The sequence below is a fragment of the Gelidibacter pelagius genome (assembly GCF_017581925.1).
Classification (GTDB): Bacteria; Bacteroidota; Bacteroidia; order Flavobacteriales; family Flavobacteriaceae; genus Gelidibacter; species Gelidibacter pelagius.
This window is the reverse complement of record NZ_JAGEVG010000007.1, coordinates 128,990-154,619: the sequence shown is the minus strand read 5'-3', so window position 1 is coordinate 154,619 and position 25,630 is coordinate 128,990. Positions and strand designations below refer to the sequence as shown.

27 protein-coding genes and 1 pseudogene are annotated in these 25,630 nt (G+C 37.9%); 12 read left to right on the top strand and 16 right to left on the bottom strand.

What is annotated here, in order from left to right:
- Positions 1-183 precede the first annotated feature (183 nt).
- The 4 genes and pseudogenes from J4051_RS07775 to J4051_RS07760 all read right to left on the bottom strand — a co-directional run bounded on the left by J4051_RS07775 (position 184) and on the right by J4051_RS07760 (position 4,619).
- Positions 184-1,497: a DEAD/DEAH box helicase gene (locus tag J4051_RS07775; protein ID WP_208233302.1), complete on the bottom strand. Its 1,314-nt coding sequence runs from the start codon at positions 1,495-1,497 to the stop codon at positions 184-186.
- 2 nt (positions 1,498-1,499) lie between these two features.
- Positions 1,500-2,843, bottom strand: a complete 1,344-nt coding sequence (locus tag J4051_RS07770; protein ID WP_208233301.1) for a DEAD/DEAH box helicase — start codon at positions 2,841-2,843, stop codon at positions 1,500-1,502.
- 216 nt (positions 2,844-3,059) lie between these two features.
- Positions 3,060-3,560, bottom strand: a pseudogene (locus J4051_RS07765) (CIA30 family protein).
- A gap of 39 nt (positions 3,561-3,599) precedes the next feature.
- Positions 3,600-4,619, bottom strand: a complete 1,020-nt coding sequence (locus tag J4051_RS07760; RefSeq protein WP_208233300.1) for an LLM class flavin-dependent oxidoreductase — start codon at positions 4,617-4,619, stop codon at positions 3,600-3,602.
- Positions 4,620-4,922: 303 nt separating this feature from the next.
- Here J4051_RS07760 and J4051_RS07755 point away from each other — a divergent pair, with 303 nt between their 5' ends.
- Entirely contained in the window at positions 4,923-5,150 is a 228-nt protein-coding gene (locus tag J4051_RS07755) for a CDGSH iron-sulfur domain-containing protein (RefSeq protein WP_129016243.1), read from the top strand.
- Positions 5,151-5,275: 125 nt separating this feature from the next.
- Here the strand turns inward: J4051_RS07755 and J4051_RS07750 are convergent, their stop codons facing one another.
- Positions 5,276-6,136 carry an AraC family transcriptional regulator gene (locus J4051_RS07750; RefSeq protein ID WP_208233299.1) on the bottom strand — a complete coding sequence of 287 codons (861 nt, stop codon included), beginning with the start codon at positions 6,134-6,136 and terminating at the stop codon, positions 5,276-5,278.
- A 130-nt stretch (positions 6,137-6,266) separates the two neighbouring features.
- Here J4051_RS07750 and J4051_RS07745 point away from each other — a divergent pair, with 130 nt between their 5' ends.
- From J4051_RS07745 to J4051_RS07735, 3 genes are read left to right on the top strand one after another with little or no spacing between them, the layout of a single operon-like run.
- A complete protein-coding gene (locus tag J4051_RS07745; protein WP_208233298.1) occupies positions 6,267-7,073 on the top strand; it encodes a phytanoyl-CoA dioxygenase family protein in 807 nt (268 codons plus the stop codon).
- Entirely contained in the window at positions 7,074-7,910 is an 837-nt protein-coding gene (locus J4051_RS07740) for a sugar phosphate isomerase/epimerase (protein ID WP_208233297.1), read from the top strand.
- A complete protein-coding gene (locus J4051_RS07735) occupies positions 7,907-9,550 on the top strand; it encodes an alpha-amylase family glycosyl hydrolase (protein WP_208233296.1) in 1,644 nt (547 codons plus the stop codon). The genes J4051_RS07740 and J4051_RS07735 overlap by 4 nt, the downstream gene beginning before the upstream one ends.
- A gap of 12 nt (positions 9,551-9,562) precedes the next feature.
- Here the strand turns inward: J4051_RS07735 and J4051_RS07730 are convergent, their stop codons facing one another.
- Positions 9,563-9,946 carry a hypothetical protein gene (locus tag J4051_RS07730; RefSeq protein WP_208233295.1) on the bottom strand — a complete coding sequence of 128 codons (384 nt, stop codon included), beginning with the start codon at positions 9,944-9,946 and terminating at the stop codon, positions 9,563-9,565.
- A 200-nt stretch (positions 9,947-10,146) separates the two neighbouring features.
- On the opposite strand from J4051_RS07730, the gene J4051_RS07725 reads away from it, so the two are divergent.
- Positions 10,147-10,296: a hypothetical protein gene (locus J4051_RS07725; RefSeq protein ID WP_208233294.1), complete on the top strand. Its 150-nt coding sequence runs from the start codon at positions 10,147-10,149 to the stop codon at positions 10,294-10,296.
- Between the two features lie 136 nt (positions 10,297-10,432).
- Here the strand turns inward: J4051_RS07725 and J4051_RS07720 are convergent, their stop codons facing one another.
- Positions 10,433-11,080, bottom strand: coding sequence for a DUF2490 domain-containing protein (locus tag J4051_RS07720; RefSeq protein ID WP_208233293.1), 648 nt, complete (start codon positions 11,078-11,080; stop codon positions 10,433-10,435).
- Positions 11,081-11,204: 124 nt separating this feature from the next.
- Positions 11,205-11,648 (bottom strand): PepSY-like domain-containing protein, encoded by a 444-nt coding sequence (locus J4051_RS07715; RefSeq protein ID WP_208233292.1) that lies wholly within the window; start codon positions 11,646-11,648, stop codon positions 11,205-11,207.
- A gap of 191 nt (positions 11,649-11,839) precedes the next feature.
- Between J4051_RS07715 and J4051_RS07710 the strand changes: the two genes are divergently transcribed.
- From J4051_RS07710 to J4051_RS07700, 3 genes are all read left to right on the top strand, one after another.
- Positions 11,840-12,511: a response regulator transcription factor gene (locus tag J4051_RS07710; RefSeq protein ID WP_208233291.1), complete on the top strand. Its 672-nt coding sequence runs from the start codon at positions 11,840-11,842 to the stop codon at positions 12,509-12,511.
- Positions 12,511-13,779 carry a PorY family sensor histidine kinase gene (gene porY / locus J4051_RS07705; protein ID WP_208233290.1) on the top strand — a complete coding sequence of 423 codons (1,269 nt, stop codon included), beginning with the start codon at positions 12,511-12,513 and terminating at the stop codon, positions 13,777-13,779. Before J4051_RS07710 ends, porY begins: the two co-directional genes overlap by 1 nt.
- Before the next feature lie 92 nt (positions 13,780-13,871).
- Positions 13,872-14,738 (top strand): SdiA-regulated domain-containing protein, encoded by an 867-nt coding sequence (locus tag J4051_RS07700; RefSeq protein WP_208233289.1) that lies wholly within the window; start codon positions 13,872-13,874, stop codon positions 14,736-14,738.
- Between the two features lie 47 nt (positions 14,739-14,785).
- Here J4051_RS07700 and J4051_RS07695 read toward each other — a convergent pair whose 3' ends face one another.
- Positions 14,786-15,145: a hypothetical protein gene (locus tag J4051_RS07695; RefSeq protein ID WP_208233288.1), complete on the bottom strand. Its 360-nt coding sequence runs from the start codon at positions 15,143-15,145 to the stop codon at positions 14,786-14,788.
- A gap of 315 nt (positions 15,146-15,460) precedes the next feature.
- Here J4051_RS07695 and J4051_RS07690 point away from each other — a divergent pair, with 315 nt between their 5' ends.
- Positions 15,461-15,718: a YtxH domain-containing protein gene (locus tag J4051_RS07690; protein WP_208233287.1), complete on the top strand. Its 258-nt coding sequence runs from the start codon at positions 15,461-15,463 to the stop codon at positions 15,716-15,718.
- Positions 15,719-15,791: 73 nt separating this feature from the next.
- On the opposite strand, the gene J4051_RS07685 is transcribed toward J4051_RS07690, so the two are convergent.
- From J4051_RS07685 to J4051_RS07655, 7 genes are all read right to left on the bottom strand, one after another.
- Complete coding sequence (locus J4051_RS07685; RefSeq protein WP_208233286.1) at positions 15,792-16,415, bottom strand: peptidase associated/transthyretin-like domain-containing protein; 624 nt, start codon at positions 16,413-16,415, stop codon at positions 15,792-15,794.
- Between the two features lie 141 nt (positions 16,416-16,556).
- A complete protein-coding gene (locus tag J4051_RS07680) occupies positions 16,557-17,495 on the bottom strand; it encodes a pyridoxal-phosphate dependent enzyme (protein ID WP_208233285.1) in 939 nt (312 codons plus the stop codon).
- A 30-nt stretch (positions 17,496-17,525) separates the two neighbouring features.
- On the bottom strand, positions 17,526-18,443 hold the full coding sequence (locus tag J4051_RS07675; protein WP_208233284.1) for an EamA family transporter: 918 nt from the start codon (positions 18,441-18,443) through the stop codon (positions 17,526-17,528).
- Between the two features lie 100 nt (positions 18,444-18,543).
- Positions 18,544-19,596, bottom strand: a complete 1,053-nt coding sequence (locus tag J4051_RS07670) for an NAD(P)-dependent alcohol dehydrogenase (RefSeq protein WP_208233283.1) — start codon at positions 19,594-19,596, stop codon at positions 18,544-18,546.
- 198 nt (positions 19,597-19,794) lie between these two features.
- Positions 19,795-20,214 carry an OsmC family protein gene (locus J4051_RS07665; RefSeq protein ID WP_208233282.1) on the bottom strand — a complete coding sequence of 140 codons (420 nt, stop codon included), beginning with the start codon at positions 20,212-20,214 and terminating at the stop codon, positions 19,795-19,797.
- Between the two features lie 91 nt (positions 20,215-20,305).
- Entirely contained in the window at positions 20,306-21,706 is a 1,401-nt protein-coding gene (locus J4051_RS07660; RefSeq protein ID WP_208233281.1) for an NAD-dependent succinate-semialdehyde dehydrogenase, read from the bottom strand.
- A gap of 4 nt (positions 21,707-21,710) precedes the next feature.
- Positions 21,711-22,829: an alkene reductase gene (locus tag J4051_RS07655; protein ID WP_208233280.1), complete on the bottom strand. Its 1,119-nt coding sequence runs from the start codon at positions 22,827-22,829 to the stop codon at positions 21,711-21,713.
- Positions 22,830-23,178: 349 nt separating this feature from the next.
- Between J4051_RS07655 and J4051_RS07650 the strand changes: the two genes are divergently transcribed.
- The 3 genes from J4051_RS07650 (at position 23,179) to J4051_RS07640 (ending at position 25,527) form a co-directional block, all read left to right on the top strand.
- Positions 23,179-23,481 carry a hypothetical protein gene (locus J4051_RS07650; RefSeq protein WP_208233279.1) on the top strand — a complete coding sequence of 101 codons (303 nt, stop codon included), beginning with the start codon at positions 23,179-23,181 and terminating at the stop codon, positions 23,479-23,481.
- Positions 23,482-23,538: 57 nt separating this feature from the next.
- On the top strand, positions 23,539-24,444 hold the full coding sequence (locus J4051_RS07645; protein WP_208233278.1) for a mechanosensitive ion channel family protein: 906 nt from the start codon (positions 23,539-23,541) through the stop codon (positions 24,442-24,444).
- Between the two features lie 249 nt (positions 24,445-24,693).
- A complete protein-coding gene (locus tag J4051_RS07640; protein WP_208233277.1) occupies positions 24,694-25,527 on the top strand; it encodes an OmpA/MotB family protein in 834 nt (277 codons plus the stop codon).
- Positions 25,528-25,630: the final 103 nt, after the last annotated feature.

The window sequence follows — 25,630 nt, the reverse complement described above, 5'->3', positions numbered from 1 at the left end:
ATTTCACGGATTTCCACGGATAGTTGCGTTATTATTACCGATTCATTTCCCCAATTGAATAGACTAGAAAACCGTAGAATTTGTGAAACAGAATATATCTAGCGCGAAAATGTAATTAACGCCAACGCCATCAATGTAATTAGTGTAATCTATGTCTAAAATCTTCTTAATTCTTTGCTATATCTAAAGCACCCTAATCCGTACTTTTTTCTTCTTTAAGCGTGTGTTGTCCAAAATCTTAACGATGCGTTTGGCTTCCTTAATCGGGACGGCAACGAAAGCGCAGTCTTGTTTAAGTTCGATGGTACCCAATTGTTCTTGAGTGAGACCACCTTGTTTCATGAAAAGACCGACAATATCACCTTTGGATATTTTATCCTTACGTCCTCCAGAAATGAATAGTGTCTCCCATTGAGGTGCTGAAGTTGGTGCTTTGGTGGAGGTTTTGTGAGGTCTGGATTCCTTGATGAAGTCGGGTAATTGCTCATCGCTGCCTTTTAAAACATAGGCCGTTCCTTTGGCGTTGACTCGTGCAGTTCGACCATTTCTATGGATAAACTCTTCGTGATGCTTGGGCAACTCGTAATGAATGATAAAACCGAGTTCTGGGATATCGATGCCTCTTGACGCTAAATCGGTCGCCAAAAGAATTTGACTCGTACCATTTCTAAAGGTAATGAGGGAGCGCTCTCTGTCCTGTTGTTCCATTCCTCCTGAAAAAGTGGCGTGACTAATATTATTTCGCTTTAAAAAGTGACTGACCCTATCAATACTCTCTCTGAAATTACAGAAAATAATACCCTGGTGATTGCCGATATGTTGCAACAACTCCAATAATGAAGGCAGTTTATTAGGTTTTTGCGAAACCACGGTTTTGATGACCAAGGTCGATTTTCGTTTTTCACTTAGATAATCAACGGTTACAGGTTTATCCAACCGAACAAATCCAGGAATTTTATCAAGTTTTGTAGCCGAAGTCAAAATCCGCTTATTAATACTGGGCAATTGCCCAATAATCCCTTTCATTTCTTCTTCAAAACCATCTTCCAACGATTTGTCAAACTCGTCCAAAATAAGCGTTTTAATACTTGCTTTTGAAAAACGATTGGCATCAAAATGATCTAGGATACGACCTGGCGTTCCTATTAAAATAGCTGGGGTATGCTTGATCTCAATTTTGTCTTTTGACATAGGTCGGCCACCATACACCGCATTCACCTTAAATCCAGAGCCCATATCTCGCGCCACTTGTTCTATTTGAATGGCCAGTTCCCGGGACGGAACGATGATAAGTGCCTGCACCTCGCTATTGGTAGGATCTAAAACATCCAATAGCGGCAATAAAAATGCTAAAGTTTTACCGGTTCCCGTTGGAGATAGCAAAATCGTGTTGGTCGTTTCTGCAATCACCGCAATAGCTTCTTTTTGCATGCGATGCAAGCTTTGAATATTTAATTTATCTAAAATATCCTGTTGGTCTTTGATGCTATTTGCCATGCTTATTTGTTCTTTTTCTGTTTTTTGGAGACTTCCGTTTTTGGCGCTTCCGTATGGTTTTGTGCCAAGTAATTGGCGAATATTTTATCTACCAATTCTTCTTTTGTCAGATGATGGAAAATGGTCTTAATCCTGGCTTTGTAAGCTTCTGAAACCTCCCGATTTGGTTTCGTCTTAAATATTTTTCTGGCCCATAAAAGACCGTTGTTTTCTTCAATACTCTGGGCATCGGCTTTTTTGAATTGTTTAAAGACAATGCCCAATTCATTTTCGAAATCGGCAATATCTTCAACTTCTTCTTTTTGCAGAATGGTCAAAGATAAGCCCTTCGCTCCTGCCCTTGCAGTACGTCCGCTTCTATGGACATAGGCTTCATAAGTATCTGGCAAATGATAATTGACCACATAAGAGATCTCTTTGACGTCAATACCACGCGCTGCCAAATCTGTAGCGACTAAAATATCAATATACCCTTCTCTGAATTGTTCCATAATCCGATCACGAATGCCTTGGGTCAAACTGCCATGAAGTGCACCAGAAGAGAATTTGTTGATGGCCAAATTTTTTGCCAACTTATTGACCGCAGCCTTAGTTTTACAAAATATAATCCCGCGCTCTCCTTCCTTGGAATTTAAAAAATGAAGTAGCACCTCTAATTTCTCAATAGGCTCTACTACGACATATTGATGATCAATGCCTTGGTGCCCTACCGTGCCCATATCAGCTTCAATATGCACCACATGCTTGGACATGTAATTTTGAACCAATTGTTTTATGGTACCGGGCATGGTTGCCGTAAACAGTAAGGTACGTCTCGTTTTCGGAATCGCTTTGATAATGACATCCACTTCGTCTTTTAAGGCGCTAACCATTTCATCAGCTTCGTCCAATACCAAATATTGAACACTTTTTACATCGATAGCACCACGGGTCATTAAATCGACCAAACGTCCTGGCGTTGCCACCACAATGTGAGTTGGCGTTTTTAAGCGTTCTATTTGAGGTTTTATGGGGATTCCACCACATACTGAGGCGATGGAAACTTCTGGACTATCTGCAGCATAAGCAACCAAGTTATTATAGATCTGTTGTCCTAATTCTCTTGTAGGCGCCAATATCAGCGTTTGTACATTGGAATTTGCAACATCAATTAATTGCAGCAATGGCAAGCCAAAGGCCGCAGTTTTCCCGGTTCCGGTCTTTGCCAACACCACAACATCTTCTTTTTGGTTGAGGATGACTGGAATGGTCTTTACTTGAATGTCTGTAGGAACAGCCATCTGTAAATTGGCTAAACTTTTTTGTAGGTGCTCATTAATCCCTAAATCTGAAAACTGATGTGACATAAACTATATTTTGCGCAAAGATAACCACAGTTTTGCAGTGAATAACACCATTTGGATGATTAATGCGATAGGTATAGCCATGGGTAAATTAGAAAGCACTATAAAAGAACTATTATAAGTGAAAACATTCTCACTATTGTAAGGCTCTAAAATGATTTAATTTCATGCTCACCCTTGGGTTTTACTACTCCTATAATCTTGTTTAAAGTACAACCATTATTCCAACCAAATGCGTTCAATCTCCAATGCAAAATCTTCATTCCTTTTATTGCCTATTAGAAACCGTACTTCTTCCATGAGTTTTCCGTTATAATTGGGAATACCAAGCTTGTTGCCTCTAAAACTCGCATAAAAATCAGTAAATGGTAGGGTTATGGTTTCCCAATGCCCTGTTGTTTAAAATTCATTAACAAACGAATACTCCTTTGTTTGGTCTGATTTAACTCGGAATTGGTAGGGTTTACTATCCCCTTTGAGCCTTATTTTAAAAGATTTAAAATCCGATACGTCTCTTTTCGAAAACGCATATTTGACCGAAGAAAAACCACCGTTATTCTCGGTTGTAACAGAACCCGAAAAAAGGCCATTCCCGGCGTCACTCATTGACATGTTGCCTTTGGAAAGTCCGCCCATAACCCCATCATTGACCACCAGCCAATTAGTAGTGCTTTGTTGGGTTTTAAAATCGAAAACTAGTGATTCATCTTGTCTATTCATCGTCATTAATACTATGTGGTTGAGCTATACTATAAAAGGTTATCCCTTCGATTCCGTATTCAATTCGTCCATGATCTCCGCAAACAATTCGTAAGATCGGATCCGATGGTTGATATCATAAATATTGGTCACTGCAATTAATTCGTCGGCTTTGGTTTTCTCTAAGAAGTTCTTTACTTGGGCTTTTACGGTGGCTTTGCTGCCCACAAAAGAATATTTCAACATTTGATGCACTTGTGGATGCTCCATAATTTCCCTAAACTCCTGGGTCATCGCCGTTGGTGGTTGCATATATTCTCTTTTACCAGTAAAAATACCCAGAAACATTCGGATCAATGAGGTCGCGTAACTTTCAGCTTCCTCATCGGTATCTGCGATGATGATATTGACACCTGCCATCACATAAGGTGCTTTTAAAGTATCTGAAGGTTGGAACTTCTCTCGATAAATTGCTGTAGCTGCTTCCAAATGAATGGTGGCAAAGTGGCTAGCAAATGCATAAGGCAGACCTTTTTCCGCCGATAAATGGGCACTGTCCGTACTGGATCCTAAAATATAAATGGGTACTTCTATCCCTTCAGCTACCGTGGCTCTTATTTTAGAACGTGCATTATCTACGGAAAAATATTGCTGGATGTCTTCTATATCCTTCGGAAACGAATGTGCGGCCTGCATGAAATCAGAGCGAATGGCTTGCGCTGTTTCTCTATCCGTTCCCGGGGCTCTCCCCAAGCCTAAATCAATACGATTGGGATATAAGGATCCTAAAGTACCGAATTGTTCAGCAACAATCAATGGGGAATGGTTAGGTAGCATAATTCCGCCCGAACCTACACGAATAGTTTTAGTGCCTTCGGCAACATATCCGATAAGTACGGAGGTGGCGCTACTGCCTATATTGACCGCATTATGATGTTCAGCCAACCAGAAGCGCGTGTATCCAAATTCTTCGGCCTTTTGGGCCAACTTGAGTGAATTATTAAAAGTTTGTTTGAGACTATGACCTTCAGAAACCAAGGCAAGTTCTAAAATGGAATATTTAGTATGTAGAGAATTCATATTTTGTTTAGTATTTGTAAGAATATAACCTCATAAAAGGTCAGAATGACGAAATTACAGCATTAATTTCAGTTCTGCTGTTAGGACAATGTTAATCCTTGGAATGGAATTCTAAAGTTCCGGCTTCAATTCGAATTCCTTTATTCAAAAACTTAGTGTAGTTTAGCACATTGTGGAAATTGTTTTAGTTTGTTTTGTGGTTCCAATAAAACGCCGTATGCATTTCATTAACCTTGAAAACAAGAACTTAATGTTCCAATAATGAATAAAATTAATAATAACCAATAATAAATAACAACCCCTATGAGTAAAACAACCTTAAAAGTAAACAACAACGGTTCGCTAAGAATAGAAGGCGATTTTCAAATCGTCGATAAAGATGGCAATGCTTATGACCTTGGTGGTCGTGATGTCATCTCGCTTTGTAGATGTGGATTATCAGCAAATAAACCTTTTTGTGATGGCTCACACCGAAACCATTTTGAACATGACGCCGTAGCGTTCGCTCTACCTCCAAAACCAGGTTCGTAGATAGATTTTTATAAAACCAATACAGCTTAAGTCACCATCAAGAACCTCAGAGTCCGACCAGCACAGGCGGGCAAGTCCACAAGATTTGAAGAGGAAATTCCTTTTTCGATCTATGCAACCTCAGGTTAATAAAACCCACTGGTGGGCATAAAATTAGACCTTAAATCTCTTGGACTTTCACCTTTAAGATGTTTGAACGTCCGATTAAAGTGACTTAAGCTTTCAAATCCACTTTGGTAAGCAATTTGTTTGATAGGCGTTTCGGTAGTCGTTAAAAGCTGACATGCCCTTTCAATCCGTGCAGCATTCAAAAAAGTAACAAACGAATTGCCAACCGATGATTTAAACCATCTGCAAAAAGATTGTGGCACCATATGTGTCCGTTCTGCCAACATATTTACCGTAAGTTTTTTGTCCAGATTCTCAAGGATATAAGAAATGGTCTCCTTCACTTTAAAATTCTGTAAACTATTTACCGCGTTCAACTTATAGATTTTTGACGACAATCCCACACGATTATCATCAGCTAAAAGCTTGCTTAGCAAACCCATAAGCGCACTCACTTGTTGTACAGGATGAAGTGCATCAAAACCTATTATCTTCTCAATGACGGCTGTACTTGGACTTCTAAAATGAATGCCGCGTTGCGCCTCCTGAAACAAAGCTCCAAATGCAGCACACTCAATGATATTGCCAAAAATATCTTTTGGAAACTGAAACACATAAGCTTGTTGCATGACATCATCCTCCCGTTTTAAGGACACCCAGTGGTGGGGTACATTTTCTCCTACCAATACCAAATCATAATCATAAAAAGGCAAAATGCTGTTCCCAACAAAACGGGTGCCTTGACCTTTTGTAATGAGCGTTAATTCCAGTTCGGGATGATAGTGCCAATAGGGAACAAAACAGGGCACATCGACTTTAAAAAAGTTATAGGATTTTTGTGAAGTGGCAAACTTAAGAACTTCTAAGGAAGGCTTCATGACATGTATATTAAACTCAAAAATAGCAATTAATTCAACAAAATGTTTAAATATGCATAGTATTGGTTAAAATAGAACATGTTTTAAGGGTGTGCTATTGATAACTTTGTATGACTAAATGATAAGTTATATGGCCACACTACCCTTATTGAGTGCATCTTTCAACCTTACTCAAGAACATATTGACTTCTTCCAGAAGAATAAATATATCAAGCTCAAAAACGTTTTCGACGCAGCCACCCTAAACCATTTCAACGCGGTCATCTCTAAAAAAGTTGACGAAATGAAACAGGAAGATGTGCCGTTGGAAGCGCGTTCCACCTATGGAAAGGCATTTTTACAACTCTTCAATTTATACTTAGAGGATGAGACTATTAAATCCTTGGTATTTAGCAAGCGTCTGGCGCAAATAGCCGCAAAATTAATGCAAGTTGAAAGTGTACGTCTCTATCATGATCAAGCATTATTTAAGGAAGCTGGCGGTGGCATCACGCCTTGGCACGCCGATCAATACTATTGGCCTTTAGAAACCGATAAAACTATTACCGCTTGGATTCCGTTACAGGCCACACCTTTAGAAATGGGCCCTTTGGAATTCAGTGCTGGAAGCCATGAAATTGTTGAAGGACGTGATCTTTCCATAAGTGATGAGAGTGAAGCTGCCATCCAAAAACGATTAAAAGTCACCGATTTCAAACATATTATAGAACCATTTGATGTTGGAGAGATCAGCTTTCATTCCGGATGGGTTTTTCATCGTGCTGGTGCAAATACCACAGATGAGATGAGAAAAGTGATGACCATTATTTATATGGACAGTAATATGCGCCTAAAGAAACCTGTCAATGACGGACAATTGGCCGATTGGCACAAGTGGTGTCCAGGTGTTGAAATTGGCGAGATCATCAATAGTCCGATAAATCCTGTATTATACTAAATGCAACACATCAATTATTTATACCCTTTCTGGGGAAGCGAAACCGATACTATAGATGATTTCATTGAAAATATTATAGATCAAGGTTTTAATGGTATTGAAATTCACATTCCGAATGCTATTAATTTTGAAAACGCGCTTTATAATAAAATTGAGAACATCAAAAAAACCGTTCCAGATTTTATAGTGGTACCGCAACAAGTGACCGGCGTAAAATTGGAAGCTCCGGAGGATTATCTTGTTGGAGTCCTAAAGCGTTTGGAAGAATTAAAACGATTTGAACCTAATTTCATTAATTCGCACACCGGAAAAGATCACTACTCTTTTTCTGATAATTGCAGAATTATTGAAGCCATTGAAGCGTTTTCTTTAAAAAACAAGGTGAAAGTGTATCATGAGATCCATCGAGGACGATTCACATTTCACTCGGCTACAACTTTAACATATTTGGAGCAGTTTCCCCAATTAAAATTAGTGGGAGATTTGTCGCATTGGTGCGTCGTTTCAGAAAGCATGCTCGAAGACCAAGCCTCTATAATAAAAGAAGTCATTCCGCACATTCATCACATCCACGCCCGTGTTGGGTTTGAGCAAGCACCACAGGTCAACCATCCGTTTGCGCCAGAATGGGAGCCAAAACTGAAGATCTTCTTGGGATGGTGGCAGCAGATTGTGGATCATCACAAGAAAAAAAACAACATCAGCATCACTCCTGAATTTGGGCCATTTCCGTATATGCCGCAATCACCATTTGATCAAAAGCCCTTGGCACAACAAAAAGTCCTGAATTTTGAAATGAAAATCTATTTGCAAGAACACTTAAAACTCCATCCATGAAAAACATCGTCTCGTTAACTTGTCTCGCGCTCATTGTCATCAGTTGTAAACAGAACACTCAACAACTTGCAAATAACTCGGAAAAAGAACATCTCATCAACTGGAACGACGAAATCATTTACCATGTGATGCCCCGAAGTTTTTACGATTCCAATGGCGACCGTCATGGCGATTTAAATGGTTTTGTAGAAAAATTGGATTATTTAAAAGAGCTTGGGGTGACCACCATTTTGTTTACACCACTCTATGAATCGGGTTTTTACCACAACTACTTCCCTACCGATTACGAAAAGATTGATCCGGAATATGGAACCATGGAAGAGTATATCCGATTCATAAAAGCAGTACATAGCAAAGGATTGAAGTTCTTAATGGATATGGAAACACAGTATGCGCAAGGCGAACACAGATGGTTTGCAGATTCCTATAAAAATCCAGATTCGGAATATTCAGATTTCATCTACTATACGGATTCTTTGAATAAATATCCCGAACAAATCTTTATGCCGGCAAAATCGGAGCTTTTCGATTTTAAAACCTGGCCGAATACAGAATCCCATCATATCGTGATTTTAGATTTACAAAATCAGCGGGTCAAGGATTGGATGATCAACTTTTATAAGTTTTGGGTAGATCCCAACCAAGACGGAAGTTTTGAAGACGGGGTGGATGGGTTTAGAATTGATCATATTATGGACGATTTGGATCATAAGGGCATCTTGACGAATTTATATAAAGACCTTTGGAAACCGATCTTCGAGGCCTGTAAAGAGGTTAATCCTGATATTTTCATTTTGGGAGAACAGTCGGACTGGGGCGATTATGGCGATGTTATGGTCAAAGAAAGTGGTGCTGATGCGGCATTTAATTTTTCGCTTAAATTCGCCTTGACCAGTGAAGCCAAAGCAAATGACATGTATAAAAGTACGGAAACACTGGGCGTACACATGGATCCTCAGGCAATACATCGCGCCGTGAATGAAAATCTGAAACGTTTTAAAGACCATACCTATGCCATTACTTTTTTGGAAAACCATGATGTTGCACGTTTTGCCACCTTATCTGGAAACGAGGATCAAATGCGCCTTGGTGGGGTGTTGAACTTATTATTACCGGGTGTGCCATCCATCTATTATGGTCAGGAATTAGGAGTGACCGGTAAAATCCACGAATGGGGTTCAGACGTTAATCATTTGCCGTTAAGGGAAGCTTTCCCATGGACACCTGACTATAACGACGAGGGCACTGCGGTGTTTTATAAAGATTCCGGTGAATGGTGGGACATTTCATTTTGGAATACCGATACACCTAAAAAATTGGCGCTATCCGTTCAGCAAAAAGATGAAACATCACTTTGGAACCACTATCGGAAGGTGATTGCCCTCAGAAAAGACAACGCAGCCTTCAGACGAGGTACTTACGAACCCATCCTAAATGATCACTTAGATGTACTGGCTTTTAAGCGCGCTTATGAAGACGAAACTTTTGCGGTAGTGGCGAATGTTTCCAATGCTGAAATCACTGTTGCAGATTTCAATTTAAAGCAATGGCAGACTGATCCCGTGTACGGGGAATTACATGTCAATGCTGAAGGAGAATTAACCCTTCCACCTTATGGCTATGCCATTTTAAAGAAATGACCTTTGATGTCTTTAGTCAATCGTGTTTTGGTTCTGTAATGCCTTAACATCTTCATTCGCTAAAACAAGCTCATTGATGAGCGTGGTCAATTGCACGCCTGCAGCAGTAAGTGCAGTGGCATTAGTTTCTATCAAGAGATTGATTTCAGTTAATTGAGTTTCTTTTTCAACGTCAGTACGACCCAGTTTGAAGCTTTGAATCTCTGCAAGTTGCGAATTGAGACTTTGCTTTTGCTTTCTCAGATGGTCCAACTTGACTCGTTGGTTCCTGATGCTGTTTTCTATAATGCATACTTTGTGAACAATAGTCAAACTGTCCAATTGTCTTTTATAATCTATTTGTGCGACTGAACTTATTGAAAAGAACAACAAGATCAATACAATATATGCTTTCATTTTAGGTGATATTTATCAACCTGCAAAATTATACAATTTACATTTCTTATAAAGTGATTTGCAATCTATTTTCAAGTGATACTCAAAGTTTTAAGACAAATATCCCAACAAGAATTAAAAACCCCACGTATTACTGATAATAATCATGTTTTTTGATACCTTTATGCTATAGTTTTACCAAAAATCAAAACGTAATAAACATGTATCAACCTTTACTTTTAGATGCCAACTGGAACAATGGTGTCTTTATGATCGTCATTTTCGCCATAGTTTGTGTTGTATTAGTAGGCATTCTCATCAACTTTATGATGAGTGGTAAGAAAAAAGAGGATTCAGAAACTACTGAATAAGCTCATTTTTCTGTATTTGAATTGCCATTGTTAAAGGCATCATTTGACCTCCATTTTATCTTGGATAGATAAAGGTGCCATTAAACTTTTCCGTTAAAATTTCTAAAACAAGAACCCAAGTGTTTATTGGTTTGTGCTAAAGCGTGATCCCTAAATTTACCAATAAAAAGAGCTCATGGATTAAGTCTTGCGTATAATCTTCCAATTGAAATTCCCCGCTAAATTCAACTTTTGTTTTGGAATTTAACGACCACCCAATACCTAATCCCAGTCTTTGCTCAAATTCTGGTTTTTGGGATTTTGCCAATTCCATAAGACTTTCAGTATCAACTTTTAAATAAGGCTGAGTTCCATTTTCATCAGATATTGGAAAAGTAACACCAAATCCATATCTAAGTCGGTGTTTGGTTTCTGAGGCGTAAATTCGTTGCTCCAGTTTAAAACGATGTTTGGTCTTATAGTTCGAGTTTTGTGAAATGTAAATAAATTTTTCCTGTAGCCTAAATTCATTTTCTTCATCGCCATCAAACGCCTGCTCCAAACGGTACTGTAAACCTATACCGAAGGCGTATTGGGAATTAACCTGATATTCTGACATATGCGACAGATCAATTTGTTTGACATGATAGTCCATCTCACCCTGTCTATAAACGATATTTCTATTTTCAACTCCAAAACTATGGGTGTATTTTGGCGATACGTGATAGGACAGATCAATCGAGGGTTCGAAATAGGCGGCAAATCTCTCTTGGGCTTGAGATTGAACTGTAAGAAAAACTGCCATTAATAGCGTTAAAATGAAACTACAAGCTTGCGGTCTTACCATACTTTTTTTTAAGATTTATAAAAAAAGGACCGAAAACAAGTTCCAGTCCTTTTACCATTAATCAACGTCACTATTAGAAAAATTAATCTTCTATATCACTCAATATGGCACCTGAAGCATCAATAATCAGCTTTCGTTCTTTAGTCCAGCCCTTTTCAATTTCTACTTCATAGGTTTTCTTACCGCCTTCTTCATGTACTTCTACAGAATCAATTTTATAATCAGCATATTTAGCCTTCACTGCTGAAACAACAGCGGATGGCAATTCACTTTCTGTAATCTCAATTTTTGATTTGATCACGTTTCCTTGAGCATCGTACCAAATGTCATGATCCATTTTGTTGATTTCAAATTCAACCTTATAATGGTCACCTTTCATTTCCCATTCCACATCTGTAACATTAGAATACGATGTATTGAAAATGGTTTGTAAATTTGTTGGCACTTCATTTGTTTTTAAATCCTGTGCACTTATCGTTGCAGTTGCAAACAATAATAGTGCGGCTATTTTTAAGTTTTTCATCATTATAGTTTTTTATTTGAAGCAAAGAAAGCCCTCAAAACTGTAATGAATTAGGAATTTCAAAATTTAAATTGTTAAGGTTTTGCAAAAATTAATGCTTATGGATTCAATGGTTAGTGTTCTTTTTCTTTATTTTGGAAGGATTCCCAAATGATTATAGATTTCAGTATTACAATTGCTTAAAATACCATAAGATGAAACTGCTGATTATAGAAGATGAACCTGAGATGTTGGAAAATATGGCGCAAACCTTGGAGCGTGAACATTATATCGTAGAAACGGCCTCTGATTACAAATCGGCACTCCATAAAATTGCGGTTTACGATTACGATTGTATTTTATTGGATATTTCACTACCGGACGGCAATGGGCTTGAACTTTTAAAAGAATTAAAATTAAGAGGAAAGAATGAAGGCATCATTATCGTATCTGCCAAAGATTCTTTGGACGACCGATTGGAAGGTCTCAATTTGGGTGCCGACGATTATTTACCAAAACCCTTCCACATGGCAGAATTACATGCCCGTGTCAAAGCTGTTTTAAGACGGCGTCATTTTGAAGGGAATCAACATATACATATTGGCAATGTCTCCATCCAACCTGAAAGCAGGCAAGTGACCATTGATGACAATGAGATTGTCCTCAACAGGAAGGAATACGATATATTAATGTATCTCATCACAAATAAAACGCGATTAGTGACTAAGTCAGCTTTGGCAGAACACGTCTGGGGTGATCATATTGACCAATCCGACAGTTTTGATTTCATTTATTCGCAAATCAAGAACCTGCGCAAAAAATTGGAACACGCCACAATCAGCATTGAAGCCGTTTATGGTGTAGGCTACAAACTTGAGTCCATCTAATGAAACTACTCAACCATACTTCAAAATACCTGGCCATTCTTTTGGTACCGCTTATTACCATTTGGGCGTTTATTTTCTATTATGCCATGCTCGATGAAATTTATGACAGCTTGGACGATGGTCTTGAAAACCAAAAGATATTGCTATTGGGAAAATTGCCTACAAACCCAGAGATTCTTGAGCATAATGATCTTGATCTTTGGAATCACGATATCACACCCATATCTAAAAATTACTACGAAAGGTTTGAAGATCGGTATTCAGATACTTTAATGTACATGCTCAATGAAAAGGATTTTGAACCCGTTCGTGTCTATGAAACCAAACTGGCCTATAATGACCAGTATTATAAGGTAAAGTTCATTACCTCAATGGTTGAAGAGGACGATCTGATACAGGATTTGGTCATGTATTTGATCATCCTTTACGTGTCACTTATGATTACAATTGTCATTTTAAATAATTTGATGCTCAAAAAAATCTGGCGCCCCTTTCACAGCTTGATGCGGCAATTGCGGGATTTCAGAATAGAAAAAAATCATCAAATACAAACTATGGATACCACCATTGAAGAGTTCAAACTTCTCAATACCTCGATAACAGCACTGATTGACCAAAGCAGAGCACGGTACTTGGAACAGCAGCATTTTATCGAAAATGCAGCGCACGAATTACAGACACCATTGGCCATAAGCATCAATAAACTGGAATTGTTCCTTGAAAAAACCAATTTACCTGAAGCTGATGTTAAGACCATGGCTTCAATTCTGGACAATCTTGGCCGATTGACACGATTAAATAAGTCCCTACTTCTACTGTCTAAAATTGAAAACAGGCAATTTGTCGATGAGGAAATTATCGATTTTAATAAGCTGACTGCTGAAGTGATTGACGATTTTGATGATCTGGCGTCGCATAAAAACAATGTCTTGTATTTGAAATCGGTTTCAAAATTGACATTTCAAATGAACAGGGATCTTGCGGTTATTCTTTTGACCAATCTCATTAAAAATGCCATTGTTCACGGACAACAGAACAACACCGTAACAATAATAATTCATGAAAATTTAATTTCCGTAAGCAATTTTGGTGTTGCAGAAGCATTGGATAGCGATACTATATTTTCACGATTTAAAAAACTAAGTCATGATAAAAGATCGACAGGACTTGGTTTGGCCATCGCCAAGGCTATTTCAGAAAAATATGGAATTCACTTGGACTATGCTTATACAGAACAGCACGTATTTAGCTTGCATTTTCATAAATAGACGTTAAAACAGTATTAAATAAAAGTTTTAGCGTTCCTATTCCCAATTGTTTTCAGAATTAAGACAGAACTTTGGTATAGAAAATATTTATTATGAAAAAATCCAGTCTTTTTATAGGTCTTTTTATTGCCGTTTTAATTGGAATTGCGATCATAGGTTTTTCTAAGGTCAGTCAAGCCAATGCTAAAATTACGGAAGGAAGTGACAATTATACCATTTCTGAAACCTGGGAATTACCCGATGAATTAGATGAGATCAGCGGCATTGTTTGGATTGATGACCACACCCTGGCCTGTGTTCAGGATGAAAATGGCATCATATATTTATATGACCTTGATGAAAAATCCATTAGAGAGGAAATTCCCTTTTCCGGAAATGGTGATTATGAAGGCATTGCACTACACAAAACCGATTTATACGTGATGCAAAGTGATGGGTTGTTATATGAAATAAAAGATTGGAGAGAAACTAACAGAACCATCAGTTCCTATCAAACCGGTTTTAAAGCTGCCAATAATATGGAGTCCTTGACCTATTCCGCAAAAGATAGTTCATTGTTGACAGCTCCAAAAGATAAAGATGCCAACGATGAATTTAAAGGTATTTACAAGATTTCCATGACTTCCAAAAGAGTTGATGTAAATTCCCCTACCTACAAAATTGAAATGAATGCAGAGGCCTTAAAGAACTATAGAGACAAGAAGTTACGCAAAACTTTCAATCCTTCAGAAATTGCCGTGCACCCTAAAACCAACGACATTTATGTTTTGGAAGGCAAAAACCCCAAGTTATTGATTTTGGACGAACATGGTAATTTAAAAAACGTTTACAAGTTGGATGAAATCAATTTCCCGCAACCGGAAGGCATGACCTTTAGTGCCGATGGCGATCTTTATATCTCCAATGAGGCGGTAATTGGTGCGGCAACAATTCATTTAGTTGATTTTAAAATGCTATAATAAAGGATTCTCAATTGTAAAAAAGTAACATCTGCCCTAATATTGCGTTACTCTACCATTTTCAATGGCTGGATTTTAGGTTTCAATTTCTTGTAGAGTCGGTATTGATACAAGGTTAAAATATCGTTCATTGCCAAGGATTCATTGGCCTGCATTTCAACTAAGGCATCCAACTCTGCCCTCCCTTCATTGTTTCTTTTGATTTCATCGGCCAAGACTAAGTAATGAGCTACCTTGTTCTTAAACAATGGTATCTGAATTCCATTTAACCCCAAATGCTTATTGTATTCAGCTGTTATTTTATCCGCACGTAATTTCACATTAATATCGGTGACACTAGCTTGAGGAAACTGAGCAAAAATTGAGGTAGTGGTCAAGACAAAAAGAAATGTTATGAGAGTTTTCATAATATTGTTTTCTCTTAATTTAAGATTTTTAGAATATGATGTCAAGGATTTTATGATACTTTAACTTACCTAATAGAGTCATAAACGAAAGGATATGGTTTCAAATTGTCGTAGTTTTTAATCTCAAAAGTCAGATAAATGGGACATTGAATAAATTTGGGTTCTGATCAGTTTTGAAATTGGAATAACCAACATCCTATTGGATCCTTTCGAAATATTAATATTATCATAATACCGTATTAAAGTTATCACAATAGGCGGTAAAACATCCTGATTGGTTTTGAAATTTCTTACCTTTAATACAAATCAAACAATATGAAAAAACAACAAGGAAAAGGCCTGTTGGCCTTATTAGGAATAGGAGCAGGTGTATTCGCCTGGTGGAAATATAAAAATTTATCTCCAGAAAAAAAGGAAGAATTACATGGCAAGGTTAATGAAGTCGGTCAAAGAGTCAAAGAGACATATAACGACGTAGAATCAACCGTCAAGAATAAATTTGATGAATTGAAAACTGGTGCCAAAAAAGAAGTCGCTGACATCCAAAAGGAAGTCAATGAGATGAAAAATTAGAACATTAGAAAACTATATCAAAAAATCCCGCAAATTGCGGGATTTTTTTGTTGGTTATTATTGGTCTTATATATTATTTTTTTGCGTACTCAATTCTTTGTTCCTTTAAAACAATGTTTTTTGTAGCCACTGAAATGGATTCTTTCTTTTCTGGTTTGAGGATGTTATCCATACCATTTTTAGCGATTTTTCTACGACAAGATTTGGATAAGAGTGGATCGTTATCAAATATAAAATCAAATCCATTAATTTCAACATTATTCGGTTCTTTGATCACCAAGTGAATTTTCTTAAAGTCATTGCTTCTCCTTTCTTTGCCAGGAACGAAGGTGTAAAAAGTGTATTTTCCGTCAGCGTCGGTTTTAACCCACCCCCTGTGATATACGTAGCGCTTGTCATTCTGTTTTTTCAATTCATAATTACCTTGTTCATCGGCTTGATTGATATATAAAATAACATCCTTGGCCGGAGTAATGCCGTCACTTAAAAAGACGGTACCTGTAATTTTTAAAGGATCCGATTTTGATGCGAAATCAGGAATGGAATCAGTATTGGTCAATTCATTTTCTGAATAATCAAAAATAGCATGGCGTGTTTGGTAATCATTAGGAAGTTCTTCCAAAGATCCTTGAGCATTTACGGCACAAAAACTGCCTAAAAAAAATGAAACAGACAGTAGGTAGACTAATTTTCTCATGGGACGAACAATTATTAATTCATTCAAAACTAAACGATTGTATCCCTGAAGTGAAAAAAAATATGCAAACGCTCAATATAAACGATAAAAGGTAAGTCGCTTATACGAACGTCAAATTTTGACGTTAAATGGTACGCTGATTCAGGAAAATCTCAAAGTGTCCAAGTCCACATTGCCACCAGAAAGTATAATTCCCACCTTTTTACCCTTAAAATAGGCCTTGTTTTTTAACACTGCGGCAAATGCGACAGCACTTGAAGGCTCAACCACAATCTTTAAGCGTTCCCAAAGTAGTCTCATGGCTTTCACAATCTCTTCTTCTTCCACTCTAATAATATGGTCCACGTGCTGCTGTAGGATTGGAAAATTGATATCGCCCAATTGTGTGCGCAATCCGTCGGCAATGGTATTGGTTGTAATATTCGTTTCAATTTGGCCAGTTTGCAAAGATCTGAAAGCATCGTCCGTAACCATTGGTTCTCCTCCGATGGTTTTGCATTGTGTTCCGAAGTAATGTGCTGCTAAAGCTGTACCTGCAATCAATCCGCCACCGCCAACGGGACTTATGATGCAGTTCAAATCAGGATGCACTTCAAGTAGTTCCATGGCTGCAGTGGCATTTCCTAATATCACGTTCAAATCATTGGATGGATGGATAAAAGTAGCACCTTTTTCAGCAACAATTTGTGCTGCTGCTTCCTCTCTTGCCTTAATGTTTGATTCGCAATCGGTTATTATTCCGCCATAGCCCAAAACAGCATCTCTTTTGACTTTAGGTGCGTTTTTGGGCATGACGATGTATGCGGTTACGCCCAAATTTTTTGCGGCAAGAGATAAGGCCTGAGCAAAATTCCCTGAAGAATGGGTCACCACGCCTCGCTCCTGCTGTGCTTTGGTGAGTTGCATAATGGCATTGGTGGCACCGCGCATCTTAAATGCGCCCATTTTCTGAAAGTTTTCACATTTGAAAAATAACTTTCCACCTGAAATATCATCTAATAAGTGTGAAGTGCAAATTGGAGTGTTGTGAACATACGCCGAAATGCGCTGTCTTGTTTCTAAAAGCGTTTGTTTATTCATATCAAATTAAAACCTAAAGATATTTAAAATCTACTTACGAAACCTCGCAAAAATGACCAACTTCTTTTTGGTATTGATGAAATATACACCTGTTAATAAAACTATTGCAGCCACAATCGATTGTGTGGTGATGACTTCATTCAAAAAATACCAACCTAACAACAAAGCGATAATTGGATTGACATAGGTTGAAGTTGCCACTTTATCTGGTGAGACTTTTTTCAGAAGAAAATTAAAAGAAGTAAAGGCTACAATACTGCCAAAAACAATCAGTAATACCATAGACCACTGCACCTCTTCACTCCATGCATTTGGCAAACTCCATGTTTCCCCAAAGATTAAACTTGCTATAACCAGCATAAAACCTCCTGCGACCATTTGATAACCAGTATTCACGAAATAGTTGCTCGGTAAATCGGCGTTTCCAACAAATAGACTTCCCGCAGCCCAACTCACCATACAAAAGAAAATCATGATCATTCCAGTAATTGACCCTTCTTTACTGACCACTTCATTTTGACTGACCAATAAATAAATGCCTATAATTCCTAAGACTACCCCTAAAACCGACATGGCCTTAATTTTTTTTCCTTGAAAAATGCGCATTAAAATTAAAACGACTAAAGGTTGTGCTGATATTTCTAAAGCTGCAAATCCACTATCTACATATTTCAAAGCCCACACCACTATCCCGTTACCGATGGTCAGAAACAAGAACCCGGCGATAAATACATTAATAAGCTGTTTTTTAGTGATGGCTAAAGATTTCCCCATCAATTTTGCGATGATAAAAATGAGGAGACCTGCGGTCATAAATCGGATAGAGGCCAACATGAAAGGTGGCAGTTCAGTTACCGCAATTTTATTCAATAGATAGGTAGAACCCCAAATAACATAGATTGAGAAAAATGCAAGTATGATAAAGAGGGTGTTTCTTGAACTGCTCATTGGTTGTTTTGTGTTGGACTTTTAATGAAAAAGGATTTGCAAAAATAAGAAAAGAGACGCTCGAACGTCTCTTTTAATCTTGATATTTCTTTTGATCAGTTTAATCCTTTAAAGATGCCATATCAATAACAAATCGGTATTTCACATCGGAATCAATCACGCGTTCATAAGCCTTGTTAATATCTTTCATATCAATAAGTTCTATATCTGACACAATATTATGTTCTCCACAGAAATCCAACATTTCTTGAGTTTCTTTGATACCACCGATTAAAGAGCCGGCAATGCGCTTTCGTCCACCAATAAGTCCGCCGCCATGAAATGGTTTTAAAGGCTCCACGGCACCCACAAGAACCATAGTCGCATCGCGTTTTAGGAGGGCGATGTAAGGATCCATCTCATGTCCTACTGGAATAGTATTCAGTATAAAATCAAAACTGTTCGCGTGCTTTTTCATGTCGTCCTGATCTTTTGAAATAAGGACTTCATGAGCTCCAAGAACCTTGGCGTCTTTGGCTTTGTCGGGTGAGGTTGTAATCATCACAACATGTGCCCCCAAAGCATTGGCAAATTTAACACCCATGTGGCCAAGGCCACCCAATCCAATTACACCTACTTTATCACCCTTTTTAACATTCCAAGTGCGTAATGGCGACCAAGTAGTAATTCCTGCACATAATAAAGGTGCTGCACCCTTTGGGTCGATATTCTCAGGAATGGTTAATACAAATTCCTTATCTACCGTTATCGATGTAGAATAGCCTCCAAAGGTATGTCCGCCTAAGTGTTTGTCTTTCCCATTGTAAGTACCCACCATGCCTTTTTCACAAAACTGTTCCAAATCGTCCTTGCAGGCTGAACACTCCTGACACGAATCGACCATACAGCCAACCCCTACCAGATCACCCTTTTTAAACTTGCTTACATTTTTGCCGATTTCAACTACCCTACCAACGATTTCATGCCCTGGAACTACCGGATACCTTGAATTTTTCCAATCATTTCTAACGGTGTGGATGTCACTATGACAAACGCCACAAAAGTTAATGTCTATTTTAACATCATCATCGCCACAGCCTCTGCGTTGTATGTCCATTTGTTTTAAATCTGCCTTGGCATCATCTGCACCGTAAGCTTTTATGGTTGTGTTCATTAGTATTATTTTTTATTGTTATTAGATATTGAAGATTTGATGAATGCTCCATGAACAAACACTTGATAGTATCATAGTGGCAAGATTGTTAGCCATCCTAACATAATCCTTAAACGATCATATCATTCTGAGCTTTAAAAGAGAAAAGCATCCAATCAATCCTGCCAGTTCTAATTTCCAACACGGAGAAACAATTACTTAACTTTCAAAAGATGTCTTTAAGGTGATATCAGCCTTCAATAATTTTGATACTGGACAATTTTCTTTTGCTTTGTTGGCAATTTCTTTAAATTTACTTTCTTCCATGCCCGGTACTTTGCCATTGAGTTCCAATTCTATTTTCGGGATGCTCCCATCTTCAAAAAAGACTCTTGCATTGGTATCCAAACGTTCTGCAGTAAACCCTTCTTCCACCAAAAAGAAACTCAATTGCATTGTAAAGCATCCCGCATGCGCTGCGCCAATCAACTCTTCAGGATTGGTTCCAACCGCATCTTCAAAACGCGTTTTGAAGGCATAAGGAGATGCTTTTAAAACGCCACTCTCCGTAGTTAAAGATCCTTTTCCATCTTTTCCGCCACCTTCCCAGTGGGCTTTTGCTGTTCTGTTAAATTTCATGATTTTTGTTTTTAAAGTTAAATCTTAAAGTGGATCTGCGCTTGTGTCTGTTTTGAAATAGCTTCACCTTAGCGCATTCCATATGTTTTATTTATTTTTTCTTTGGAATAAAAATTGATTTTGCATTTACAAATTCGCAAAGTCCAAAACCGCCATGTTCTCTTCCGTATCCTGAATTCTTGATCCCTCCAAATGGCATATTTGGCCGCGCCAATCCGAAGGAATTAATATTGACCATTCCGGTGTCAAAATGGTTTTGTGCCAATGCGATGGCTTTTTTCTGGTCTTTGGAGAAAATACCACCACCCAGTCCAAATCTACTGTCATTTGCAATTCGCATAGCATCTTCATCGTCTTTTGCTTTAATTAAAGACGCTACAGGACCGAAGAGTTCATCATCATAAGCCGGTTGCCCAGGTTGTACGTTGTCCAAGATTGTGGCAGGATAGAAATAACCTTTCTCATTCGGTATTTTTCCTCCTAAAATAATTTTCGCGCCCTTCTGGACGCTTTTCTCCACTTGATCATGAAGCGTTTCACGTAGATCTTTACGCGCCAAAGGGCCCATTTTTGACGATTTTTCTTTTGGATCTCCCGTCACAATGGTTTTCATGCCTTCTACAAAAGCGGCTTTGAATTCGTCGTAAACTTTTTCCGTCACTATAAAACGTTTGGCTGAAACACAAGTTTCACCATTATTATAAACACGTCCTTGAACGCAGGTTTTCGCTGCCAAAGCTATATCAGCGTCTTCTAAAACCAAATACGCATCATTACTTCCCAATTCCAAGACGGTTTTCTTTAAAACGCCACCCGCTTTCTTGGCGATAATTTTACCAGCTTCAGAACTTCCGGTTAATGTGACGCCGCGTACCAATTCGTTTTCGATGATTGTATCAGATTGGTCATGATCAATAATCAACACTGTAAATAAATCTTTCGGAAGGCCAGCCGTTTCGTAAATTTCTTTTAATAAAAGTGCTGAACCCGTAACGTTTTTCGCATGTTTGAGTAAAATCCCATTTCCTGCCATTAGATTGGCAATGGAATAGCGAATGACTTGATAGGCGGGGAAATTCCACGGTTGAATGCCGTAAATAACGCCTATGGGGGAATAGGTAATGATCCCTTTGCCTCCATCGGACAATTCACGTTCTTCATCTTTCAATACGTTCAAGCCTTCAGTGGCTGTAAAATCACAGATTCCTGCACATAATTCAATTTCTTGATGACTTTGTCTAAGGAGCTTGCCCATTTCATCAGTCATCAATGTGGCGAATTTATCTTTTTGAGATATTAATTCCTGACCAATGGCTTTAATGATTTTTGCCCGGTCTTTAATTGGCGTATGTCGCCATTTTAAATAAGCCTCATGACATTTTTTGACGGCATTTTCGGCCTCCTCATCTGTCATATAGGTATAGGTCTTTATTTCTTTCTCAGAAGTTGGATTTATTGTTGTAAAGTTTTTTTGTTTATCTGTAGTGCTCATTATTTTATGAATTTGGAATTAAGTCTCGAGATTTTGTTTCGTATGTGGTATAGCCCTCTTTTCCTCGAGTATAAAAAGTGGCTGTATCCCATGGTGTCGTTGCTAAGTTCTCCCTGAATCGTCCCACCAAATCAGGATTGGAGATATAAAGTTTAGCAAAAGACACTAAATCGGCATCACCGTCCTCAATGACTTTATTGCCAGATTCTTGATCAAACCCTGTGCTGATCATTAAAGTTCCTTTGTATTTTGGACGGTAACGCTTTGCAATATGGGGTTCCGCAAAGGCAACCTCAGAGACGTCATTGAAGGGTTCTGATAAATGGATATACGCCAAATCATAATCCTTATCCAATCTGTCAATAATATAATCAAAAGTCGGAATCGTATCTTTATCCATCGTCATTCCGAATATATTATGAAGTGATGGATTAAAACGTACACCTATTCTGTTTTGCGGAATGACTTGCTGAATGGCATCTAATGTTTCAAAGAAAAAACGTGCCTTATTTTCAATACTTCCACCATATTGGTCTTTACGGTGATTACTTGTTCCATTAAAAAACTGATGGAATAGATAGCCATTGGACGAATGGATTTCAACGCCATCAAATCCAGCCTCTACAGCATTCTTGGCGGCGTTCTGGAAATCACCAATAGTGATTTTGATATCTTCCAAGGTCATTTCCTTTGGGGTAACCGTATCTTTAAAACCCTCCGGTGTAAAAGACTTTGAATGAGGATTGATGGCTGAAGGAGCCAACGGCAGACTCCCATCATGGAAGTCTGGATGCGACATTCGTCCAACATGCCATAATTGGATAAAAATGCGTCCACCAGCATCATGTACAGATTTGGTTACGTTTTTCCAGCCTTCGACCTGCTCTTGTGAATGGATTCCTGGGGTATGGATATAGCCAACAGCGTCCTTTGAAACTTGTGAGCCTTCGGAGATAATCAATCCAGCCGTGGCTCTTTGGGTATAATAAATCACGTGCAGATCTTCTGTTGCAACGTTGCCCTTGTTTGCGGCACGACTGCGGGTCATTGGTGCCATGACCATTCTATTGGGCAATTCTAAGTCGCCCATTGTATATGTACTCAGTAAAGGTTGTTTTGACATTGTATGATATAAATTGAATAAAGTTTAAGTATAAAACATACTATATAGAAGAGATGAAATCAATAACCTCGGGGTATCAAGAACCAGTGGAAATCAACTATTTGACTGCACCACAGCATCTGGGTTAGACTGGACTATTGTACTCTAGTTCATCTACTTTTTCAAAAGTACATCAATCTATAGGTAATCTTTGCTCCTACACAATTTAATGTGAACCCATCTGCAAAGCCTGTTCTTCATATGCATGAAACTGTTTCTATTTGCATCAATATTAGTTTCGAATCCGTTAAACACAGGATTTTATTCGATGTACATTTAAAGTTCAAGTTGAATTTAAAAAAAGTGAACAATGGCATCAAATAAAAAAGAAGAGAAAAAAGATCAGAAGTACGACTCCAATGTTTCAGAACACGATAAGGATTTGTTGGGAGAAAAGCAGAAAAACTTAAGAACCGATGGTGGTGATGATTTAGAATTAGATGAAAATCATCGGACACATCCGGTTGATTTTGAAGGTGAGGATTTGGACATTCCGGGACGCACCCTCCCAGAAGACCGCTCAAAAAGGGAATTGAAAGATGAAGAGAACCAACTCTACAGTCAAGGCGGTCCAGATAATGATGCCCTGGAGGAGAATGGAAGCGAACAGTAATACATTGACACCTTTTGTTTATGTCACCATATTAAATATTTTTTTGACCAACCCACTATGCAAGACAATACAATAACTATTACTGAATCTTTCACCAATTTTTATAATGGTCTGATTGATCAATTACCAGGTATCGGTATAGGAATTCTTATTGTTGCCTTAGGTTTTTTAATCGCCAAATGGGTTGGTCAGTTTGCAAGAACACGGATAAATGCCAAAACTCATGACCCGCTCATGAGTAAATTTTTGGGACAATCCATAAGGTATGTCCTGGTTATTTTTGTGATAATGATTGCTTTAAGAGCTGCCGGAATGGGCGGTATTGCAACCGCTATCTTGACCGCTGCAGGAGCAAGCGCCATAGTTTTTGGATTTGCTTTTAAAGATATTGGCGAAAATTTCATAGCTGGAGTTATTTTGGCTTTTAACAGGCCTTTTGATGTAAATGACACAGTTGAAATTGGCCAAGACTTTGGTAAGGTTAAAAACTTGGAATTTAGATACACCAAGCTAAAGACCTTTGATGGAAAGGACGTTTATATACCCAATAGTGATGTGCTGAGAAAACCGGTAACCAACTACACCGAGGACGGTTTTTTTAGATGGAATTTTATTATCGGGATTGCTTACGAAGACGATATACAAGGTGCGAAGAAGACAATACTGGACACTTTGCGAAAAGAGCCCAAAGTAATAGAAGATGAAGAACATGAGAATTTTGTAATTGAAGACCAATTGGCTACAAGTACCGTGAACTTAAAAGTATTTTTTTGGGTAGATACCACAGATTTCAGAAGAATGGCCTTGATTACAAAAGGTAATGTCATAAGGAACGTAAAGGAAGCTTTAGAAAAAGACGGTTATTACTTACCGGCAGATATTCAGGAAATAAAACTGTATGGCGGAGAAAAGGGGTTTCCGATCCGGTTAGAAAAAGATGATCCTTCTGAGAACAAGAAATAAAATTAATATTTTCATGAAAACAGTCTCTGTTTCGTATAGTGTTTTATGGACTTTTCTAAATAAGATTGGTGTGGCCACTGTACTATTTTTTCACAAAAACCATATTCAATTTTATATAGGAGATTATATAACACCCACCTAATGTGGTTATAGACATCAATTAAAGTTAAAATAATCCAAAATGTTCGAGTAGCTAACGTCTATAACCAATGAATACTCGTACATATACTAAACCATTAAATTAATATTATGAAAAAAATTTCAATTGCATTAATCCTTGCTGTCATGATCACGTCATGTGTTTCTAAAAAGAAATACGTCGCTTTAGAAGTCGAAAACGGTCAAATTAAGAGCGAACTCACTAAAACTCGAGTAGAAAAAGAGGATCTTGAAAACAAATTTGCAGCCATTCAAGCAAGAGTTGATAACTACAATAAAAAAATCAATTCTCTTACAGAACAAAATGATGCCATGCTTGTAAATGTTGACAATGTTGCAGTAATTTCCAACGATACAAAAAAGGCAATGCGCAAAACATTGCAAAACGTAGATGCTTCCAAACTTGCGGGTGCTAAGACTTTAAAAGATTCCATGAATCTTGCATTGTCTTATAACCTAAATAAGTCTATGGATAGCAGTAATCTTGATGAAGATGAAGATATTTCTATTGATATTAATGAAACAGTAGTCATGATCTCAATTTCAGACAAGATGTTATTCAACACTGCAAGCTATAGAGTGAGCAACAAGGCAAATGATATTTTGCAAAAATTAGCAAATGTCATTAACTCTGAACCAAGTGTTGAAGTCATGGTTGAAGGTCATACTGATTCTAGAAGTATTAGAACAAGTAAAATTGCCGACAACTGGGATTTAAGTGTTTTACGTGCCACTTCAGTAGTTAGAAAACTAGTAGATGATTATGGTGTTGCTCCTGAGAAATTGATTGCTTCAGGAAGAAGTTCTTTCAAACCTCTTGCAGAAAATGACACTAATGATAATAGAGCAAAAAACAGAAGAACACGTATTGTGATCCTTCCAAACTTAGATAAATTCTTTGCATTAATGGGCTCGAATGAATAACATTTCAAGTTGATTAATTAATCCGAAAAAAGACTGTTAGAAATAACGGTCTTTTTTTATTCCAATTTAATTTTGAATCAAAAAAACAACTAATTTCGCATCA

Coding starts and splice junctions, on each gene's coding strand:
- J4051_RS07735 (WP_208233296.1), top strand. CDS start 7,907: ATGAAAAACATCGTCTCGTTAACTTGTCTCGCGCTCATTGTCATCAGT.
- J4051_RS07775 (WP_208233302.1), bottom strand. CDS start 1,497: ATGGCAAATAGCATCAAAGACCAACAGGATATTTTAGATAAATTAAAT.
- J4051_RS07665 (WP_208233282.1), bottom strand. CDS start 20,214: ATGAAATTTAACAGAACAGCAAAAGCCCACTGGGAAGGTGGCGGAAAA.
- J4051_RS07700 (WP_208233289.1), top strand. CDS start 13,872: ATGAAAAAATCCAGTCTTTTTATAGGTCTTTTTATTGCCGTTTTAATT.
- J4051_RS07640 (WP_208233277.1), top strand. CDS start 24,694: ATGAAAAAAATTTCAATTGCATTAATCCTTGCTGTCATGATCACGTCA.
- J4051_RS07725 (WP_208233294.1), top strand. CDS start 10,147: ATGTATCAACCTTTACTTTTAGATGCCAACTGGAACAATGGTGTCTTT.
- J4051_RS07740 (WP_208233297.1), top strand. CDS start 7,074: ATGCAACACATCAATTATTTATACCCTTTCTGGGGAAGCGAAACCGAT.
- J4051_RS07710 (WP_208233291.1), top strand. CDS start 11,840: ATGAAACTGCTGATTATAGAAGATGAACCTGAGATGTTGGAAAATATG.
- J4051_RS07745 (WP_208233298.1), top strand. CDS start 6,267: ATGGCCACACTACCCTTATTGAGTGCATCTTTCAACCTTACTCAAGAA.
- J4051_RS07655 (WP_208233280.1), bottom strand. CDS start 22,829: ATGTCAAAACAACCTTTACTGAGTACATATACAATGGGCGACTTAGAA.
- J4051_RS07720 (WP_208233293.1), bottom strand. CDS start 11,080: ATGGCAGTTTTTCTTACAGTTCAATCTCAAGCCCAAGAGAGATTTGCC.
- J4051_RS07645 (WP_208233278.1), top strand. CDS start 23,539: ATGCAAGACAATACAATAACTATTACTGAATCTTTCACCAATTTTTAT.
- J4051_RS07690 (WP_208233287.1), top strand. CDS start 15,461: ATGAAAAAACAACAAGGAAAAGGCCTGTTGGCCTTATTAGGAATAGGA.
- J4051_RS07760 (WP_208233300.1), bottom strand. CDS start 4,619: ATGAATTCTCTACATACTAAATATTCCATTTTAGAACTTGCCTTGGTT.
- J4051_RS07750 (WP_208233299.1), bottom strand. CDS start 6,136: ATGAAGCCTTCCTTAGAAGTTCTTAAGTTTGCCACTTCACAAAAATCC.
- J4051_RS07670 (WP_208233283.1), bottom strand. CDS start 19,596: ATGAACACAACCATAAAAGCTTACGGTGCAGATGATGCCAAGGCAGAT.
- J4051_RS07680 (WP_208233285.1), bottom strand. CDS start 17,495: ATGAATAAACAAACGCTTTTAGAAACAAGACAGCGCATTTCGGCGTAT.
- J4051_RS07650 (WP_208233279.1), top strand. CDS start 23,179: ATGGCATCAAATAAAAAAGAAGAGAAAAAAGATCAGAAGTACGACTCC.
- J4051_RS07660 (WP_208233281.1), bottom strand. CDS start 21,706: ATGAGCACTACAGATAAACAAAAAAACTTTACAACAATAAATCCAACT.
- J4051_RS07675 (WP_208233284.1), bottom strand. CDS start 18,443: ATGAGCAGTTCAAGAAACACCCTCTTTATCATACTTGCATTTTTCTCA.
- J4051_RS07685 (WP_208233286.1), bottom strand. CDS start 16,415: ATGAGAAAATTAGTCTACCTACTGTCTGTTTCATTTTTTTTAGGCAGT.
- J4051_RS07695 (WP_208233288.1), bottom strand. CDS start 15,145: ATGAAAACTCTCATAACATTTCTTTTTGTCTTGACCACTACCTCAATT.
- J4051_RS07715 (WP_208233292.1), bottom strand. CDS start 11,648: ATGATGAAAAACTTAAAAATAGCCGCACTATTATTGTTTGCAACTGCA.
- J4051_RS07730 (WP_208233295.1), bottom strand. CDS start 9,946: ATGAAAGCATATATTGTATTGATCTTGTTGTTCTTTTCAATAAGTTCA.
- J4051_RS07770 (WP_208233301.1), bottom strand. CDS start 2,843: ATGTCACATCAGTTTTCAGATTTAGGGATTAATGAGCACCTACAAAAA.
- porY (WP_208233290.1), top strand. CDS start 12,511: ATGAAACTACTCAACCATACTTCAAAATACCTGGCCATTCTTTTGGTA.
- J4051_RS07755 (WP_129016243.1), top strand. CDS start 4,923: ATGAGTAAAACAACCTTAAAAGTAAACAACAACGGTTCGCTAAGAATA.